Raw genomic sequence first — 17,837 nt, 5'->3', positions numbered from 1 at the left:
CCCTCTCATACTGAGCAGGGTTTTTTATTTTTTAAGGGGGGATACTGGAAATGGATAGTAGTAGTCGACTTGTATTTGAACAAGTAAAGCCTAGTATACATATCTTATGTAATGGGAAAGCAAGATTTCTATCCTCTCTTCACGCTTCTGTTTTTTGCCACTATTTCCATGTTCACCTGTAGGGCGGGATATGGTAGTGGCTACATTCGTGTGAAAAGGTAAAAATCAGAAGTCTGTTTTATTCAAGCTCTCCTATCATCAGGAGAGCTTTTTTATGCTGTGTATAGACAGGAGGGAGTTATTATGAAAATAAATTTATTCTCTTCATTTGAAGAAAATAAAAAGTTCGGTTGGGCGGATTTATTTGTTATTATTTCTATTTTTTCTGTTCTGTTTTCTATTTTAAAATTGGGGGCCGGAATGCGTGTCCCTTTCTCAACCATACAACATCCTAAAATTAATTTAGACCCGAGTTATCTGCCCTATTATGCAGGCAGATCATTGCTTCGCATGTTTATCGCCTTTGCAGCTTCTTTATTGTTTACGTTCATTTATGGACGGATTGCAGCATTCAACCGAACGGCTGAAAAAATTATGATTCCTGCGATTGATATTTTGCAGTCCGTACCGGTACTTGGTTTCTTATCTGTGACCGTGATCGGGTTTATGTCGCTCTTTCCCGGCAGTTTATTAGGTGTAGAATGCGCTTCTATCTTTGCGATATTTACTGGGCAAGTTTGGAATATGACGTTTAGCTTTTATCATTCATTATCTACGATTCCTCATGATCTGCAAGAAGCAGCCAAAATAAATAAATTGGGGAGCTGGGCTCGCTTCACCAAGCTGGAAGTTCCTTATTCGATGATTGGACTTGTTTGGAACAGCATGATGTCATTTGGAGGAGGATGGTTTTTCCTCGCTGCTAGCGAATCGATCACCGTCCTGAATCAAGATATTCATCTCCCAGGAATCGGATCCTATATGGCAACTGCGGTCGATCAGGGGAATATTTTTGCAATTTTTTATGCGATCCTCACCATGGTCATCATGATTCTCGTAGTTGATCAACTATTCTGGCGTCCGCTCGTAGCCTGGTCGCAAAAATTTAAAAACGAACAAACAGAAGCAAATGACATTACAACTTCCTGGTTATATAACATCATCCGCCGTGCGCGATTTTTACAATATATCATGCGTACGTGTAAATCGTATATTCATAACTGGATTGTCCGAATTACAGCAAAAACAAACAAAGTAAAGCAGCAGCAAAAACAATTTTCAAAGCTTACACCAATGATCAAATGGCTAATTGGAATCGTAGTGGGCATTTTTATTGCAAAGTACGTGTACGAAGGAATCTTGGAAATCAGTAAGCTATCTGTATCGGAGCTTCTAAAAGTTATATGGTTCGGACTATTAACAGCAGGCCGTGTGTTCGTTGCAACTCTGTTAGGAATCTTATGGACCTTGCCTGTAGGTGTCATGATTGGCTTTCATCCGAAGCTCGCACGGATCGCCCAACCCATTGTGCAGATTTTAGCTTCTTTCCCGGCCAATATGACATTTCCATTTTTGACAATTCTCTATATCAAATATGGAATCAATATGGAAATAGGCGCGATTCCGCTGATGATGCTCGGAACCCAATGGTACATTTTGTTTAATGTTATTGCAGGGGCTATGGCAATTCCATCCGATCTACGTGAAGCTGGGAAAGTTTTACGACTAACACGACTGCAAACATGGAAAAAACTGATTCTTCCCGGCGTATTCCCTTATTTAATTACAGGAGGAATTACAGCAAGCGGTGGAGCATGGAATGCAAGTATTGTTTCAGAAATGGTTTCATGGAAAGATCACACTTTACAAGCAACCGGTTTAGGCTCCTTTATCACTCAGGCTACAACGAACGGAAATTGGCCACAAATCATCTGGGGAATTATGGTGATGGCCATTTTGGTTGTAGTGATAAACCGTCTTTTCTGGAGAAAACTTTATACGCTAGCCGAAAAGAAATATCACATTGGATAGGGTGAAGCACATGAAAAATATATTGGTTGATGTAAATCAAGTGACAAAAAAATATGATGTATCTAACACAGCAAATGTAACGATCTTAGAAAATATCAATCTTAAAATTGCTGAAGGTGAATTTGTATCCATTCTTGGACCGTCTGGTTCAGGAAAGTCAACCTTACTTCGAATCATTGCTGGATTGATTGCTCCGACACAAGGCTCTGTTTCTTACAATGGTGTACCAATTCAAGGAACAAATCCAGGCGTTAGCATGGTATTCCAGTCATTTGCTCTTTTTCCGTGGTTGACTGTATTAGAGAATGTAAAAGTAGGGCTCGAACATAAATCTCTACTTGACGAAGAAAAAGAACGAAGGGCGCTAGAAATCATTGATATGGTGGGACTAGATGGCTTTAAGGGTGCTTATCCGAAGGAGTTGTCCGGTGGGATGAGACAGAGGGTTGGGATCGGGCGCGCTTTGGCGATGGAACCAGATATTTTACTCATGGATGAACCTTTCTCAGCTCTGGATGTATTGACGGCGGAAAATTTGAAACGGGATTTGCTCGAACTTTGGATGGAGAAAAAAATTCCAACCAAATCCATTATCATGGTGACTCATAGTATTGAGGAAGCTGTATATATGTCCGATCGAGCTGTCGTACTATCTCGTGATCCTGCACGAATCATTGCGGATATCCCAATTACATTAAGTCATTGGCGAGAAAAGCAAGATCCACACTTTACCGAATTAGTTGATAAAATTTATTCGATCTTAACACACAGAGAGACTAAGCCCGTCATTGTTTCTGACACGCAGAAAAAGAAACTGCAGCCGATCCCTGAAGCTCCCTCTGGCGCGCTTACCGGATTTATCGAGTTATTGGATGACTTAGGAAATACAGCTGATCTGTATAAATTGGCCGATCAATTCAGTTTAAACCTAGAAGACTTTTTACATATTGTTGAAGCGACAAGGTTACTGGGGTTGGCAAATGTGCAGCAGGGGGATATTGATTTGACCCCTATCGGTCATCAGTTTGCAGAGGCAAACGTATTAGAACGGAAAGATATTTTTAAACGGCAGGTACTTGAACATGTACCTATGATGGAAAAGATTTTATGGACCCTCCAATCAAAGTCTAACAATAAAATGCCGAGAGAATTTTTCAATGAGATTTATAAACAGCACTTTGGTACAGAAGAAGCTGAACATCAATTAGATATCACGATTGATTGGGGACGTTATGCAGAATTATTTGCTTATGAAGAAGCGACAAAGCTACTGTTCCTTGAACCTGAGGAATCACAAGAAGAATAAATTGCATCGGCATGGGTGTTATGTCAACATGTTGTGAAGGAGTGGGATCGGGCGAGAGACATCGTCACTTCAGTACGCTCGCTAAGAAGCGGTCAGTTACAGCCCCCTCCCCTTTTCCACTCCTCACTCCTACACGTTGTCGATCCCATTACAAAGCAGCGCACGTGCAAATCGGGCAATCGCCTCTTCTATGTACATCTCGTCCGTGCGACCGAACGTAAATCTGACATATCCCTCTGTTGACCCAAGCGCACTTCCTGGCATAAAAATCATCCCATTCTCAATTGCCTGCTCCAGCAATCTCCCTTCACTCACATGTTTTTTTAGTTTGCACCATAGATGGATGCCCCCTTTCGGCACCGAGAATTCCACTTCATTCGGAAGATACTTAGCTAAAGCCTGTATCATCACATCTCTTCGCCTATGCAGCGTTAAGCCAAGCTCCTGAATGTGTTCATCAAAATTAGGAGAAGTCAAAACTTCATTCGCCATCCACTGTGAGAAAATACTCTGCCCGAAATCAATTTGCTGCTTTACATCGGCCAATCGGCTAATGACCGGCTGTGGACCGACCATCCACCCAATGCGCAAGCCAGACGACACGATTTTAGACAACGAACTAATATAGAGAACAACACCATAGTCATCCATTGATTTCAACGTCGGAGGCGCTTCTGTATCAAACGCCGTTAACGTATACGGATCGTCCTCAATGATGGGGATCCCGTATTCAACTGCGATTTCAAGCAGCTTTTTTCTTCGTTTTGGATGCAGGCTGATTCCGGTTGGATTTTGAAACGTCGGGTTTAAAAATATCATCCGAATTTTATTTTTCTGATGGAACATCACAATATCATCCGGATTAATCCCATGCTTATCCGCTGTAAGCAAGCATGTTTTAATGCCCATCGATTTAAACAAAGGCAGCGAATAGCAATAGGACGGGTCCTCAATAACAACCGTATCACCGGGTTTAAGCAGACATTGAATAATAAGATAGAGCGCCTGCTGAGCACCGGACGTAATCAAAACCGAGGAAGAAGCGGTATCAATATTCCGATCTCGTTTTAACTGGCTGGCAATCGTTTCACGCAGCTGTAAATTTCCCTGCTGATGTTCATATCCGGATTGAAACGTAAAATGCGCCGTCCTCATCCTCTCTTCAACCTGCGCTCGGGGAAATAAATCGGGCGATAGTTCCCCGGTAGCTAAATCCATTACTTTTTCATTTCGGGCTTCTTTAAAAATGCGGCGCATGAGTGGTACATTCGGCAAAAGTGAGCCCCCGATTACATACTGATCCCAGTCAGGAAGCTGATTGTATCCTGCCTCCTGCCCAAACAAACCGACCCTCGTTCCGCTCCCCTTCTTACTCGTAACAAGTCCTGACGCACGCAATTCCTCATAAGCCGTCACAACCGTACTTCGATTAACTCCTAATTCCTTAGCCAACGCACGTTCAGACGGCAATAAACTCCCCGGTGGATATTCACCGTTTGAAATCCGGTACTCTACATACTTGATAATTTGTCGATACATCGGTGTATGGCTTGAACGATCCAGCTTCCACTCCATGCTGCCCCTCCTTCTCTTTACGCTCTATTATAAATCACTTCATCCAAAAAATAACCTGACTGGTTGGTTTTATCCTACTCAATATCTGCTAAAAACCTGGTGGATGGCCTATAAAAATATAAAGTGGATGGGTTCATCCGCCTCACAAGCATGTATTCTATATACAGGCTAAAAATCTCTTATCAAAGGAATGAACTGACCATTATGAACGGCACAATGTTATTGATTGTAATTCCCCACCTCGGCTTTATCGTTTTTTTCGGCGCAATATGGATTTTTTATAAAAAAAACAAAGATGTTCTGTAATCCGCTTCACATACGTATACTTCCCTCTTTTGTGCGGTCAAAAAAGGTGCTACGATAAAAAGTAACCCATTTGAACTAAGAAAAAGGGAGTTACGTTGTGAATCGTAGACGCATGTTTCGCCTTATGTTTGCGCTCCTTGGCACCAGTACGCTGGTGATCGGAGGAGTCGCCACCCTGCTTTATCTGGCACATCTGCAAGTTCCTATGCCAGAATCGGCTACACAGGCTGTAGAAGCAGTCGCAAAGCCCGCTGCTGCGCAGTCGCCGGACGGGCGTCCACCTGCCCCACTTGCGGGTGCTACCGCTCCCATACCCGGGCTATCTTATGCACTGTTTTCCGGCAGTCACCCACTGGCAGCTTTTCATGCCGATCCACTGCCTGTCTTTGCCCCACAAGATGTACCTACTATAGAGGGTATCCTCACGTTTCGCGGAAACGCGCAGCGGACGATGCCTTCTTTTGGTACCATCGAATCAGCTACCTCCCTCACCCAACTCTGGCAGGCACAAACGTCTCGCAGCAGCTGGGGCGGTGGTGCCGGCTGGACCGGGCAACCGGCCATTGTCCGTTGGCCAGATCGGACGCGAGATATGATGAATCTGTATGCAGAATTCAAAAACCGTCCGAATTTTACCGAGGTGATCTACGCCTCGCTTGACGGACGCATCTATTTTCTTGATCTGGCTACCGGCAAGCCATCTCGACCACCTATTCTCATTCGCAATCCGATCAAAGGAAGTGTGACACTTGATCCACGTGGGTACCCATTGCTATATGTCGGACAAGGGATTCCGGAGACCGGGAAAATCGGCTATCGTATTTTTAGCCTCATCGACCAGTCCCTCCTGTATTTTCTTGACGGGAAAGACCAGCTTGCCACACGAAAATGGGGTGCATTCGATGGAGCCCCGCTTATTCACGGCGATACGGATACGATGATTCTCGGTGGAGAAAATGGCCTTATCTACAACATTAAGCTCAATACTACTTTCAACCGGACTACTCCATCGATTACCGTGAAGCCAACGATAACCCGTTATCGCTACAAGGTGGCCGATCAAAAAGAAATCGGGACAGAAAATTCACTTTCTGCCTACAAAAACTACGTATATTTCGCAGATAATAGTGGGACCATTCAATGCCTCGATATTACCACGATGAAGCCTGTCTGGATGGCACCTGGGCGGGATGATACGGATGCAACCTTAACCGTCGAAGAAGAACAGGGACGTCCGGTGGTTTATACAGGCTGCGAGGTAGATAAACAGGGAACAACCGGCACAGCTTTCATCCGTAAGCTCGACGGCCTCACTGGAAAAGTGCTCTGGGAAAAAACGTACCCGTGTTTCTCTCTGAAAGGTTCACGTCCAGTAAACGGCGGTGTACTAGCCACCAATATTGTCGGCAAACAAAAAGCAGCCGATCGTGTCATCTTCACGCTTGCTCGCTACCATGAATTCAACAGTGGATTAATCGTAGCACTCGATAAAAAAGATGGACATGAGATATGGCGGCAGCTAACACCCGCGTACGCCTGGTCCTCTCCTGTCGACCTCTATGATGCAGCGGGAAACATGTACATTCTTCAAGGAGATTCTGCGGGTATGCTGCGCCTGCTGGACGGAGCAAACGGTACGGAACGTACCCGTCTGTCACTTAATGCAAATATCGAAGCAACACCTGCTGTGTTTAATGGCACGGCGGTAATCGCCACCCGTGAGCCGTACATATACGGCATTCACATTCAGTAATGCATGATTCACATAAAAAACAGCCTGTGCCGTCATGGCTACCAGGCTGTTTTTTATGTTTTAGATTGCGATAGTCTCTCGATCGTTTCCATAAGCCAATCGCGATCGCTCTGCAGTAAGCGCAGACGACGGTCCACAGTTAGGTCAATGCTCGATTGCTGGCCATGATGCGGTATGTTAGCATACATCTCGATTTGTTCCTCTAGCTTTACAAGCCGGATCTTTAAATACGACAGTGCTTCCTCACATGGTAGGTGATCGAGAAACATAAGGCCAATATCCCCTGGAAGCGTCATCTGTCCCGCTTCTGCTAGACTTGTCCGAAGCAGCTCCCAAAATCGTCCCTCGCCTTTTTCTGTGATCGAGTATACCTTGCGTGGTGGCCGATTTTCTTCCTGTTCTGTTTGTACCGAAATATAGCCGTCCTGATGCAGCCGATTCAATGTGGCATAAGCGGTCGCTTTCTTCATATCCGTAATGCGACTTAAATTACGCTCAATAAATTCATTAATTTGATAGCCGTGCTGGCTCTGCACTTTTAATAATCCAAGCAATAGTAAAATTCGCTCTTCCATTCGTAAAATCGCCTCTTTTTTGCATGTAAATCAATTCAAGTTTCTTCATCTATCTGTAAGGAGAATACAACGGATCCCATAAAACGTCAACTAATCGCACAATCCAAAGCAAATAGCGCTGCCTGATCCCATCTCGGCAACGCTTATTTTCTCGCGGCAGCTTATCCATTGATCGCAATCCATTGATTAAATGGGGTAAACCGGTCACCTTTCCATTTTTGTACGTTCATAACTAGACCAAGACCATCTGCATTATAGCGACCAATAATGCGCTGGAACGCCATCAATTCATACACTCCATCATAATCAAAATCAACCGGATATAATCCACCCAATCCATTAATGTCACCACTTAACGGAGCTTTCAACTTTCCGTTTGGATCATAGATTTCATTCAGATAATCCGTACCTTTATAGCGTATATCGAGGATGTACACATTGTGCGGATTTTCCGTTACGACGCGCACTTTATAATAATCCTCATACGTTACTGTACCTGTATGCGTGCGGTTGAACTGCTCGGAGTCAAACAGCTTGCGCGGCTGGTTATTCAGAAACGAATACACATAGTTATAGGTGATCCCGCCAGAGCCGCCAGAGCTCATATTGACCATAATATCCGCCACCTTATCCCCGGTAAAGTCACCGAGAAAAAGCGTCGGGCCATAGCCTTGATTTTGTTCGAGTGGAATGCGATAGCGTTGTTTCGTTCGCCCGTCCTCCACGACAACCGTAATATCAGCGACCAGTGGACTGCTTGCTCCATATGGTTTTGTTCCGACCAAAAAGACACGATCTGGCACGCGATCCCCATTCACATCCCCAATCGCCGTATCCAGTACAATGAACGGCCTTGCTGGCTCGGGCATACGGTTTATCCACATATCCAAATCATACATATGCTTTTCTCTCCTCCTGAATGGCTCGCTCCCTCATGGTATGCGCGGAGAAAAGCATACGATACTATGATTCGTAAGGTTTTTCAACACACTGCGATAATGGCAAAATAATCGTAAATACGCTTCCCTTACCTACTCTGCTCTCCACTTTTATTGTTCCTTTATGATTCTCGATGATTTTATAACTGATCATCAGGCCAAGCCCGGTTCCTTTCTCCTTGTTGCTGTAAAATGGCTCACCAAGATGTGGAATGCGTTCTTTGGCAATCCCACACCCTTCATCGATAAAACGAATCATCACGCGATCAGTGCCAAGCCGAGCTGCTGTAACCATAATCAACCCGCCTTCTGGCATTGATTCGACTGCATTTTGCAGCATATTGACAAATACTTGTTTAATCTGATTTTCATCACATTCAATGTGTGGAAGGTCTGCAGCGATTCTTGTGCTAATCTGAATGTTGTTCATTACCGCTTTTGTGCTAATCAGCGCAGCTACATGTGAAATGATCGCCGCAAGATTGTTCGTGCGAAAACGAATGGTTTGTGGCTTGGCCAACACAAGGAATTCCGTAATAATCGCTTCAATACGCTCCACCTCTGACAGCATCAGCGCTAGGTGCTCCTGTTGTTCATCTGCACGCTGTGCCTGCATAAGCTGAATAAAGCCTTTGAGTACCGTCAGCGGGTTCCGAACTTCATGGGCTACACCTGCTGCAAGCTGTCCGACTGCATTCAACCTTTCTGACTTGCGGAGCATTTCCTCCGTTTGCTTACGCTCCGTAATATCTTGAATCTGTGCAATGAAATAAAGGGGAACATTACACTCATCCCGAATAATTGACACATTAATCAGAATCCAGATAATCCGACCGTATTTATGGATATATCGTTTTTCATACGATACGTGATTGATTTTCCCGTCTACTAACTGCTCAACCACTTCCCTGTCTTCCATTCTATCATCCACATGCGTAATCATCCGATACGTCTTCGTAAGCAGTTCCTCTTCTATGTAACCTGTCATTGTGCATAGCGCCGCATTTACCTTAAGAAACTGACCTTCAATTGATATGAGCGCCATACCAATTGAAGAATAATCAAATGCCTTGCGGAACCGTTCATCACTTTCCCGTAATGCCTGTGCGATCTGAACCTGTTCTGTCATATCGAGTATCATTGTGATAACCGCTGATTTTCCCTGATACACGGTTCTGGCTCCACATAATTCAAGGTCAATCACAACTCCATCTTTCCGAACACCACGTGCCCGATACCGCGCACTCGCCGCCTCACCAGACAACCGCTGTCTGATCTGATCTGCTACAAAATCACGATCATTTGGATGTACGAGATCAACTAATCTAGCTTTATGTATGATTTCTTCTCTTGCATAGCCAAATATAGAAGCAAAACTAGGGTTTACATATACATACTCATCTTCATAAAAAATCCCGACTCCAACTACTACCGGTTCAAGTAGTTGTTCATCCCTGCACATTTCTTCGATTTTATTTGCCAAAACCGCTCCTCCTACAACCGATCCGCCTTTACTGTGCGCACTTCCTATATTATGAAATAAAAATTTCGACAAAAGAAAATAAAACCCTCCTTTCGAATCCCAAGTAAAAAAGCACCCTCAAATAAGGATGCTAGCTACTCATTATGTAGTCAATCCATGTTTAAATGCATAAATAACGGCCTGAGTACGGTCTTGCACGCCAAGCTTGCTCAGGATGCTGCTGACATGCGTTTTGACCGTTTTCAACGCAATAAATAATTCATCAGCAATTTCTTGATTGGACTTGCCCTGCGCGATCTGCAGCAGAATTTCCATCTCTCGTCCGGTTAACTCTTCGTGCGGCAGACGTTCCTGCCTCTGACGCATACGAGTCATGACTTTTCCTGTCACTTCTGGCTCTAGCACGGACTGCCCATGATAAGTGGCCCGGACTGCGTCTGCGATGTCGCTCGCCCTTGATGTCTTCAAAAGATAGCTCGTCGCTCCGGCTTCGAGCGCAGGGTATACTTTCTCGTCATCTAGGAAACTCGTTACAATGATAATCCTTGCATCCGGCCACTGCTCCATAATTTGCTTTGTTGCCTCGATGCCGTCCATCTCCTGCATGACGAGATCCATTAGAATAATATCTGGACGTAAGCGGAGCGCAAGCTCTACCGCCTGTTTTCCATTTTCGGCTTCCCCAACCACTTCCATATCAGGCTGAGCGGACAAATAGGACGTGACACCAATTCGCACCATTTCATGATCGTCGACAAACAGTACGCTAATCATCTGATTCCCCTCCTGTCATCATCCTTGGTATTCGTACTTCCAGACTCGTTCCCTGCCCCGGCAGACTAATAATTTTACTATATCCACCCAACTCCATCGCTCTCTCCCGCATATTCTGCAGCCCGTATGAGCCTGCCTTCGCAGACTCCACATCAAATCCAACGCCATCATCGACAATTCGCATGATAATCAAGTTGTCACGCTCAATGAGCAGCACATCCAAGCGAGAGGCCTTGGCATGACGCAGTGTGTTTGAGATCGCCTCCTGTAAAATACGAAACAGGTGATCTTCCACACCTTTATCGAGCTGCATCGGCTCGATTTTCCATTCAATCGCAAGCGGAACTTTTTGCGACAACTCGACCAGCAGTTCTTCCATTCCTTCCTGAAGCGATTTCCCTGCAAGCGCAAACGGACGAAGATGAAGCAAAAGCGCACGCATCTCCAATTGTGACTGATGAATCATCGTCTCTACCATACGTAACTGCTTCGTTTCCCGTTCATTACGTGTTGACGGGGTTTCGGCAATCGCTGACATAAGCATGGAAGCAGCAAACAACTGCTGGCTAACTGAATCGTGCAGTTCACGGGCGAGCCGATGACGCTCTTGCGATATGATTTCCTGCATCCGCTTCTCCTGATCTTCCGCTTTTTCCATCGCCAGCTTACGGGACAACTTCACCTGCTCTCCCATCTGCTGCTGAAGCTTCTCAATCCGTATTCCAATCCGATCTACTTCCTGCACACCACTGCCTGGCTGCGCTTCGATACGCCGACCTTGTTCAAGCTCATGCAGCACGCCCTCTATTGTCTGGAACTGCCGCTGCCAGAATAGACCGTATACCAGTCCAAAACCAATGCCAATCCCCATGATAATCCCTAATGCAGCGAGAACAAACGGAAATCCGAATAGTTCTGTCGTCCACAGATGAGACCAATCGGGAAGAGGATAGACAAGAAAAGTCAGCAGACCCGTAATAACCGCCGACAGACAAGCCAGACCGATACTAAGGGCAAGCTGGCGCTGAAGTGCATTCATATGCGCTTCACCTCCAGATCGCCCACCAGCATGACTGTCATAATTTTCACCTTTTGACCGGCCTGTCCATAGCCTGGCGTCTCGATATGGAGCACACGGTTAAACGCAGTTGGCTCCTGATATTCGAATACTGTAGCCGCTCCCGCGACAGCAGAATGATGCACGCTTACGCCTACATCATACGGAATTAACACCTGCACATTCCCGACCAGGTTGCGAATGACAATGACATTTTCCTGTTTGGGAAGCACTGTTGAGCTTAGATCAATCACCGTGTCTCCGATGCCAGTCTGCACAATGATATCATTCCACTCATAAGCGTGTTCCGGTGTCTGTCTCGGGCCGAGCCATATGTTGCGAAACATAGGAGTCCGAACAACGAGTGTCTCCTCGTTTATGATCGGCTGCGACCGACCTAGTATCGGGTGAATGAGATGCGGGTTTTTTTTGGACTGTGCGAACTGTACGACTATATAAGCAATCAGAATAAACGCCCAGAAGCGAAACGCGACCGTATTGAGCACCGCAATCCCAAGGTTTACGACACCAAACCAGAAAAATAGCTTCCCTGTCAGGCGCGGCAAACGTTTATGTCCAATGTATATACACCCAATCATACTACCTACAAAGAAAATCGCACCGCCTCCAGAAAATGAAAGTTCCAGCAACAGCATAATCAGGCTGATAAAAATCGCCCAGTTTATAAAATCCGTCTTACTGCGATGCGGCATAGCGGTCCCTTCCTTTCTCGGGCAGAAGCATCTATCATGATGAGAAAAAAGGCGCAACTTCCTGCGCCTTTTTTTAAGCTACCCTGATTATATTACGAAACGGACGAAACCTCATCTTTTTTTGCCAGTTTTTCTAACTGTGCAATTCTCGCATCAATCGTATGGTGGTTATAGGACATGTTCACCTGACGTTCGATGCGATCTAAGTAGTGTTCCATTTCTTCAAAGCGTGTAAATGGCGTCCCCATGTGTCCGCCTGGTTCGAGCACACGGCTGATGCGGTGCTGGGCACGCGCCACATTTTCTCGACCCATCAGTTCCATTCGCTTAATATACATGTCTTTTAACTTATGTCTCATTTCCTCATAACGACGTTCAAGCTCGGCAAGCTGGTGAGCCGCCTGCTGCTGTGATTCCTGCAATCGAATAGCCCGTTCTTCGTACTGCGCTTGCTCTTGGAGCGCAAAATCATACAATTCCGTTTCCCCAGCCCCAAGCGCTACTTCTGCCTGATGCTTGCGCTTCTCTGCCATACTGTGCGCGTGGCTGTATTCCCGTGTGAACTCTTCGTTAAGACGGTATTGACGCTCAACTAGCATCCGAACTTTTTCTACTTCCTGCTCACATTCGCGCAAGTACTGATTTAGGAGCGCGATTGGATTTTTCTGTTCTTTCTTATCAAGTGCTTCATGAAAATCAGCGGCAATGGAATGTTTAATGCGAGCAAATAAGTTTTTCATCGTATTCTCTCCTTATGGTTGATTAAGATTGGCGCAGTGCGTCCCATTGTTTCTCAAAATTCGTGAATGGATCTTCTGGCGTTTTTGTATGCGACGGCTGTTCGTTCCACTTTTTGTACACAAGGTACAGGATTCCGATGGCAACTACACCGAACAGTGCTGGCATGTTGGATAGAGTTGCACTTAATGCCGCAAGCCCGATCAACACCCAGAGGATTTTTTTGCATGTGGAATCCGCAAGCAGGAATCCTTTTACCGCGTAGTATAAAATAGCGGCACTAATCGCAAGACCGATCATCGGGCCGAAGTTAGCAATAGCTACGATTGCTGCAACCCCTCCTGCTAGTAACAGACCAAATTTTTTCATATGATTTGTTCCTCCCTTCTTGTTATTCATGGTACCGAATTTCTACGGTTCTCATAACGAACCTCCGCTTGAATTTCATCTACGACCTCAGACGTAGAGAGCATCAGACCTTCGAATATAAACAGCTAGCATAGCCACCTAACACGAATAAGCGATTTTTCACGGCCGTGTGGTGGAGGAGCTCCTGTACGCGCCCACTCCCTCTCACCAAACATTGTCGATTCTACAAAAAGGGGCTACCTCAATCACTGTATTACAGCCTTTGAGACAGCCCCTTCCTTATTTATATGCCGAAATAAATGGTGAGCCATTCCCTAGCTCATACTTATGAAGAAAAAAATCAGTCCTAGGAAGTAGATGTGTTCATCCTCCAGGTGGTAACAAATGTAATGGGATTATGTTACATTTTTAGTATATCAAAATAATACTGGAGGTTTATAGATGAATCTACACAAGTATTTACTCGTTGCTATCATGCTATTAGGTGGATTGATACTGGCTACAGGTTGTTCAAGTGAAAAAACTGCTGCACCAGCAAATAACGATTCTCCTGATATCATTGTGAAGAATTTCTTTGGTTCATTGCAAAGGGGAGAATTCCAGCAAGCTGCTTCTTTCCTGAAGAAAGACGATCAAGATTTGCGTGAGCTTTCAGCTGATCCAGAAGGCGAAAAGGTAGCCAAACTATTCTTGCAGAAGCTAACATATGAAACCGGTTCGTATGATATCAAGGGAGATGAGGCCACGATCTCTGTGAAAATTACCGTCCCTAATATGCTAAAGATTTCTGGAGCAGCAGCCAAAGGCATCGTATCTGAAGCGATGTCAGGCCAAATGAATGACGATACGCAAGCGGAACATAAGGTATTAGAAAAAATAGAAGCCAGCATAAAAGACCCTTCTGCTCCTACGATCACAACTACTCAAACAATCAAGTTGACCAAAACCGAATCCGGTTGGAAAATCTCTACAATGGATACTGACTTTCTTAAAACATTCTTCGGATCATAGCAGACACAAAAAATCCCCTCTCATTAGTAGCAGAGGGGATTTTTTCTTATTGCTCAACCTTTCGATCAGGAAACGCGTCTTTAATATTTTTCCAGACGCCGCGTCCTGCTTCTCGTGCTTCAGTCTGCCATTTTCGGATATCATCTACATACTTCACATTCGGCGGGAACGTTGCGAGCCGCGCATATCCACTGCGGACAAGTGTTCCATTGAAAAATTCACCTTTTCCGCCTGCCACATCCAGATACACATACCGCAGCCAGCGTCCATACTGGTCAGTTGCTTTCACATCACGCTCCAGCCATACGGTCTGCCCTGTGAGTCGCTTCGTCGTATATTGCTTCGCTTCTTCTCCGAGATAACCTTGCGGACGATTCGGCGCTTTTGACTCTGGCGTATCCATCAAAATCATGCGTACTTTCTTCTCCTTACCATTCACATCTACCGCAAATGTATCGCCGTCTACTACCCGCTTCACTGTCGCTTTTTCCAGCTTTTTGTCCGATGTCGAAACAATTGCCTTCCACTCATCTGAAGCGCTCTTCGGTGCCGGACCATTACAAGCTGCAAGCAGAAGCACAGCACTGCATAGTAGTAGTAAAAATCTCATACGCATTACTCTCATCTGTCATACCCTCCGTTCTGTAACTTATTTATTGTACAGAACGGTCGACGGATACACAAGCTTCTGTATCTTACTGTGCGCTGACGAATGCTCAGTCCCATAATGGTATAGATATTTTAAACAATCTCCCGTAAAATAAAATTAGCAATCATCAGATGATTCCAAATCGAAGAAAGGACACATAACTATGAAAGTGTTATTTTTTGTATGTCAGCTAGTCGGGTTATGGGTGCTTAACGAGCTCGGCTACTTTATTACCGAACGGCTCCATCTCCCGTTTCCCGGCAATGTAATGGGACTTTTGCTGCTATTTATTCTGCTTGTAACCGGTGTCATTAAGCTTGCCTGGATCGAGAGCGCCGCTTCCTTTCTCATTCGACACCTCGCATTTTTCTTTATTCCCGTCGCAGTGGGACTAATGGAAGTTGGTGGACTTCTGGTGATGAATGGTGTTGCGATTATGACGTCACTCGTTGTAAGCGCTGTGGTCGGTTTACTCGTCACTAGTGGACTATCCCAGCTGCTTGAACGCAGAAAGGAGCGAGCAAATGAGCACATTCGTAACACTATGTAGCATTCTGCTTACGGTCGGTGCTTACATGCTCAGTCGCCTCGTAGCCCGGAAATATCCGTCACCCTTTACGACTCCTGTATTTTTCAGCACCGCACTTATTATCACTGTCTTATTGATACTCGGTCTGTCATTTGAACAATACAAACCTGGGAAAGAGATTATGACCTTTTTCCTCGGCCCTGCTACGGTAGCACTTGCCGTACCTCTGTACAAAAATCGCCAGCTTGTCGTCACATACAGTATCCCTGCAGCCGCAGGCATCGTAATAGGTGCACTGGCTACAACATTATCAGCCGTGCTGATCGGTCTCTTATTCCGTCTACCCCATGATGTAGTCGCATCCCTTGGCGTGAAGTCAGTCACGGTGCCGATTGCTCTGGAGATTACCGCTTTGATCGGAGGCAATCCTACGCTAAGCGCGGCGTTCGTTGTACTAACCGGAACACTCGGCACAATGATCGGACCGTGGCTGTTGAAGCGTTCAGGCATCACAAGTTCATTCGCCTATGGACTCGCTATGGGAGTTGTCTCACACGGACAAGGAACGGCCCAGGCCGCCACAGAAAACGAGCTGGCCGGAGCCGTTGCCGGAGTAGCCATGGGGCTGACAGCTATTGTTACTTCTATTATTTTGCCGACCCTTATACCTCATATCCTATAATCAGAAATGGCGTTCGTTAACGGACGCCATTTTTTCGTCCACCAAATACAGCGAGCTCAAAATATTTGAAATAAATATCAACATCTGCAAATCCACACTCTCGAAGCCAGTTACATTGGTCTTCTGCTGGAGCCAAAATGTTATCAAATCGATCTGCTCGGTTTATATAAGCATTCCATACATCCCGCTCCGTTACAGCTGGCTCAACAGTGCGGCGATGCTCATAAATATGATTGACAAGCGTACGATCCCAGATCGCCTCCATTCGTTCACTCCGTGAGGCTACATGTTCCACATTCAGGAACACTCCACCGGGATTCAACGCCTGATAGATTTCTTCATATATACTGCGCTTACGTGGATGTGTCAGGTGATGCAGCGCATATGAGGATACAATACAGTCATATGTCCGGTTTGTTATATCTGACAGCTTCTCTGTCTCCAGGTCTGCCTGTATGATTCGAATGCTTGGATACGCAGCCAGCCGCTCTTCTGCTTTGGCAAGCATCGGCTCTGACTGGTCGATGAAATCACCGGACGCTTCCGGATACAGCTGCAACAGTACTTCACCGGTAATTCCATCTCCGCATCCAAGGTCAAGAATAGATGCTGGTTTATCATGTAACTCTGCTACAAGCTGTACCATAATCTTCATCTGATCCGCCCCGTATGGAATGCCCGGACGGACATCCATAAACGCCTGAACAACCTGTTCTTCTTTCCAGCTTTTCATTTTGTTTCTCCTCCTTATGCGCAGTATTCTCATACATTATAACACAAAAATTAAACTATTTTGTAAATTCAGACCATATTATTTCTAATTTAAGGGCAGGTGTTTCAACCAGCCCCTTGATAGCTTCTTACATGATGAATTTATCCGTTTGCACTTATTTGTTGATGTCGATTACCTGATACCGTTCTGGTTTCTGCGTCGAAACACCAAACCAAATTTCACCGTCTCCGACCATAACACCTTGAGCATTCACAAACAAATTCTCCACCTTTTGATTCGCTAACGCTTTTTTTACTTTGGGGGTAAAAATTTTATCGTAATTTTTTATGAACTGTTTTTTTGTCTGATTCGCAGTTTCCTTGCCATTAACAACGACCGGGTATTTCATATAGTTAGCCACCTCCTTTTTATCTCCTTCTGCCACCAAGGTTTGAAATTTCACGAAAAACGCTTCAAACTTTTTCGGTTGCTCGATACCCGCAATCGCATATTTATTGGAGGCTGACGAATATTGTGATATGTTTATCGCGGCAAGTCCAGGGGTAGATGAACCTGCTAATACCGCCAGTAACAGCCCCAAAATTACAACATATTTTATACTTATTTTTTTCATAA

At 45.1% G+C, this 17,837-nt stretch carries 18 protein-coding genes; 6 read left to right on the top strand and 12 right to left on the bottom strand.

What is annotated here, in order from left to right; genetic code table 11:
- Positions 1-303: 303 nt before the first annotated feature.
- Together PO771_RS08690 and PO771_RS08685 are read left to right on the top strand one after the other, a co-directional pair.
- Positions 304-2,031, top strand: coding sequence for an ABC transporter permease (locus PO771_RS08690; RefSeq protein WP_272562870.1), 1,728 nt, complete (start codon positions 304-306; stop codon positions 2,029-2,031).
- A gap of 10 nt (positions 2,032-2,041) precedes the next feature.
- Entirely contained in the window at positions 2,042-3,337 is a 1,296-nt protein-coding gene (locus tag PO771_RS08685) for an ABC transporter ATP-binding protein (RefSeq protein WP_272562869.1), read from the top strand.
- Positions 3,338-3,466: 129 nt separating this feature from the next.
- Here the strand turns inward: PO771_RS08685 and pdxR are convergent, their stop codons facing one another.
- Positions 3,467-4,912 (bottom strand): MocR-like pyridoxine biosynthesis transcription factor PdxR, encoded by a 1,446-nt coding sequence (pdxR, locus tag PO771_RS08680; RefSeq protein ID WP_272562868.1) that lies wholly within the window; start codon positions 4,910-4,912, stop codon positions 3,467-3,469.
- 403 nt (positions 4,913-5,315) lie between these two features.
- Here pdxR and PO771_RS08675 point away from each other — a divergent pair, with 403 nt between their 5' ends.
- On the top strand, positions 5,316-6,971 hold the full coding sequence (locus PO771_RS08675) for an outer membrane protein assembly factor BamB family protein (protein ID WP_272562867.1): 1,656 nt from the start codon (positions 5,316-5,318) through the stop codon (positions 6,969-6,971).
- Positions 6,972-7,024: 53 nt separating this feature from the next.
- On the opposite strand, the gene PO771_RS08670 is transcribed toward PO771_RS08675, so the two are convergent.
- The 8 genes from PO771_RS08670 to PO771_RS08635 all read right to left on the bottom strand — a co-directional run bounded on the left by PO771_RS08670 (position 7,025) and on the right by PO771_RS08635 (position 13,618).
- Complete coding sequence (locus tag PO771_RS08670; protein ID WP_272562866.1) at positions 7,025-7,546, bottom strand: PadR family transcriptional regulator; 522 nt, start codon at positions 7,544-7,546, stop codon at positions 7,025-7,027.
- Between the two features lie 161 nt (positions 7,547-7,707).
- Positions 7,708-8,445 (bottom strand): VCBS repeat-containing protein, encoded by a 738-nt coding sequence (locus PO771_RS08665; RefSeq protein WP_272562865.1) that lies wholly within the window; start codon positions 8,443-8,445, stop codon positions 7,708-7,710.
- A 64-nt stretch (positions 8,446-8,509) separates the two neighbouring features.
- Complete coding sequence (locus tag PO771_RS08660) at positions 8,510-9,967, bottom strand: PAS domain-containing sensor histidine kinase (protein WP_272562864.1); 1,458 nt, start codon at positions 9,965-9,967, stop codon at positions 8,510-8,512.
- A 141-nt stretch (positions 9,968-10,108) separates the two neighbouring features.
- Positions 10,109-10,741 carry a response regulator gene (locus tag PO771_RS08655; RefSeq protein ID WP_272562863.1) on the bottom strand — a complete coding sequence of 211 codons (633 nt, stop codon included), beginning with the start codon at positions 10,739-10,741 and terminating at the stop codon, positions 10,109-10,111.
- Positions 10,734-11,780: a sensor histidine kinase gene (locus tag PO771_RS08650; RefSeq protein ID WP_272562862.1), complete on the bottom strand. Its 1,047-nt coding sequence runs from the start codon at positions 11,778-11,780 to the stop codon at positions 10,734-10,736. Before PO771_RS08650 ends, PO771_RS08655 begins: the two co-directional genes overlap by 8 nt.
- Positions 11,777-12,511, bottom strand: a complete 735-nt coding sequence (liaF, locus tag PO771_RS08645) for a cell wall-active antibiotics response protein LiaF (RefSeq protein WP_272562861.1) — start codon at positions 12,509-12,511, stop codon at positions 11,777-11,779. The genes PO771_RS08650 and liaF overlap by 4 nt, the downstream gene beginning before the upstream one ends.
- Before the next feature lie 92 nt (positions 12,512-12,603).
- Positions 12,604-13,251: a PspA/IM30 family protein gene (locus PO771_RS08640; protein WP_272562860.1), complete on the bottom strand. Its 648-nt coding sequence runs from the start codon at positions 13,249-13,251 to the stop codon at positions 12,604-12,606.
- Between the two features lie 22 nt (positions 13,252-13,273).
- On the bottom strand, positions 13,274-13,618 hold the full coding sequence (locus PO771_RS08635; protein WP_272562859.1) for a lmo0954 family membrane protein: 345 nt from the start codon (positions 13,616-13,618) through the stop codon (positions 13,274-13,276).
- Positions 13,619-14,059: 441 nt separating this feature from the next.
- Here PO771_RS08635 and PO771_RS08630 point away from each other — a divergent pair, with 441 nt between their 5' ends.
- Entirely contained in the window at positions 14,060-14,629 is a 570-nt protein-coding gene (locus PO771_RS08630) for a hypothetical protein (protein ID WP_272562858.1), read from the top strand.
- Positions 14,630-14,675: 46 nt separating this feature from the next.
- Here PO771_RS08630 and PO771_RS08625 read toward each other — a convergent pair whose 3' ends face one another.
- Positions 14,676-15,254, bottom strand: a complete 579-nt coding sequence (locus PO771_RS08625; protein ID WP_272562857.1) for a thermonuclease family protein — start codon at positions 15,252-15,254, stop codon at positions 14,676-14,678.
- A 187-nt stretch (positions 15,255-15,441) separates the two neighbouring features.
- Here PO771_RS08625 and PO771_RS08620 point away from each other — a divergent pair, with 187 nt between their 5' ends.
- Together PO771_RS08620 and PO771_RS08615 are read left to right on the top strand one after the other, a co-directional pair.
- Complete coding sequence (locus tag PO771_RS08620; RefSeq protein ID WP_272562856.1) at positions 15,442-15,828, top strand: CidA/LrgA family protein; 387 nt, start codon at positions 15,442-15,444, stop codon at positions 15,826-15,828.
- The gene (locus PO771_RS08615; RefSeq protein WP_272562855.1) at positions 15,803-16,489 is read left to right on the top strand and encodes an LrgB family protein; all 687 of its coding nucleotides are present in this window, start codon (positions 15,803-15,805) and stop codon (positions 16,487-16,489) included. Before PO771_RS08620 ends, PO771_RS08615 begins: the two co-directional genes overlap by 26 nt.
- Before the next feature lie 16 nt (positions 16,490-16,505).
- Here PO771_RS08615 and PO771_RS08610 read toward each other — a convergent pair whose 3' ends face one another.
- The gene (locus tag PO771_RS08610; protein WP_272562854.1) at positions 16,506-17,222 is read right to left on the bottom strand and encodes a class I SAM-dependent methyltransferase; all 717 of its coding nucleotides are present in this window, start codon (positions 17,220-17,222) and stop codon (positions 16,506-16,508) included.
- A gap of 154 nt (positions 17,223-17,376) precedes the next feature.
- Complete coding sequence (locus PO771_RS08605; protein WP_272562853.1) at positions 17,377-17,835, bottom strand: hypothetical protein; 459 nt, start codon at positions 17,833-17,835, stop codon at positions 17,377-17,379.
- Positions 17,836-17,837: the final 2 nt, after the last annotated feature.

It is taken from the genome of Aneurinibacillus uraniidurans (assembly GCF_028471905.1).
Lineage (GTDB): Bacteria > Bacillota > Bacilli > Aneurinibacillales > Aneurinibacillaceae > Aneurinibacillus > Aneurinibacillus uraniidurans.
Note: the sequence above shows the minus strand (reverse complement) of the source record. Positions and strands in the feature narration are given on the sequence as shown.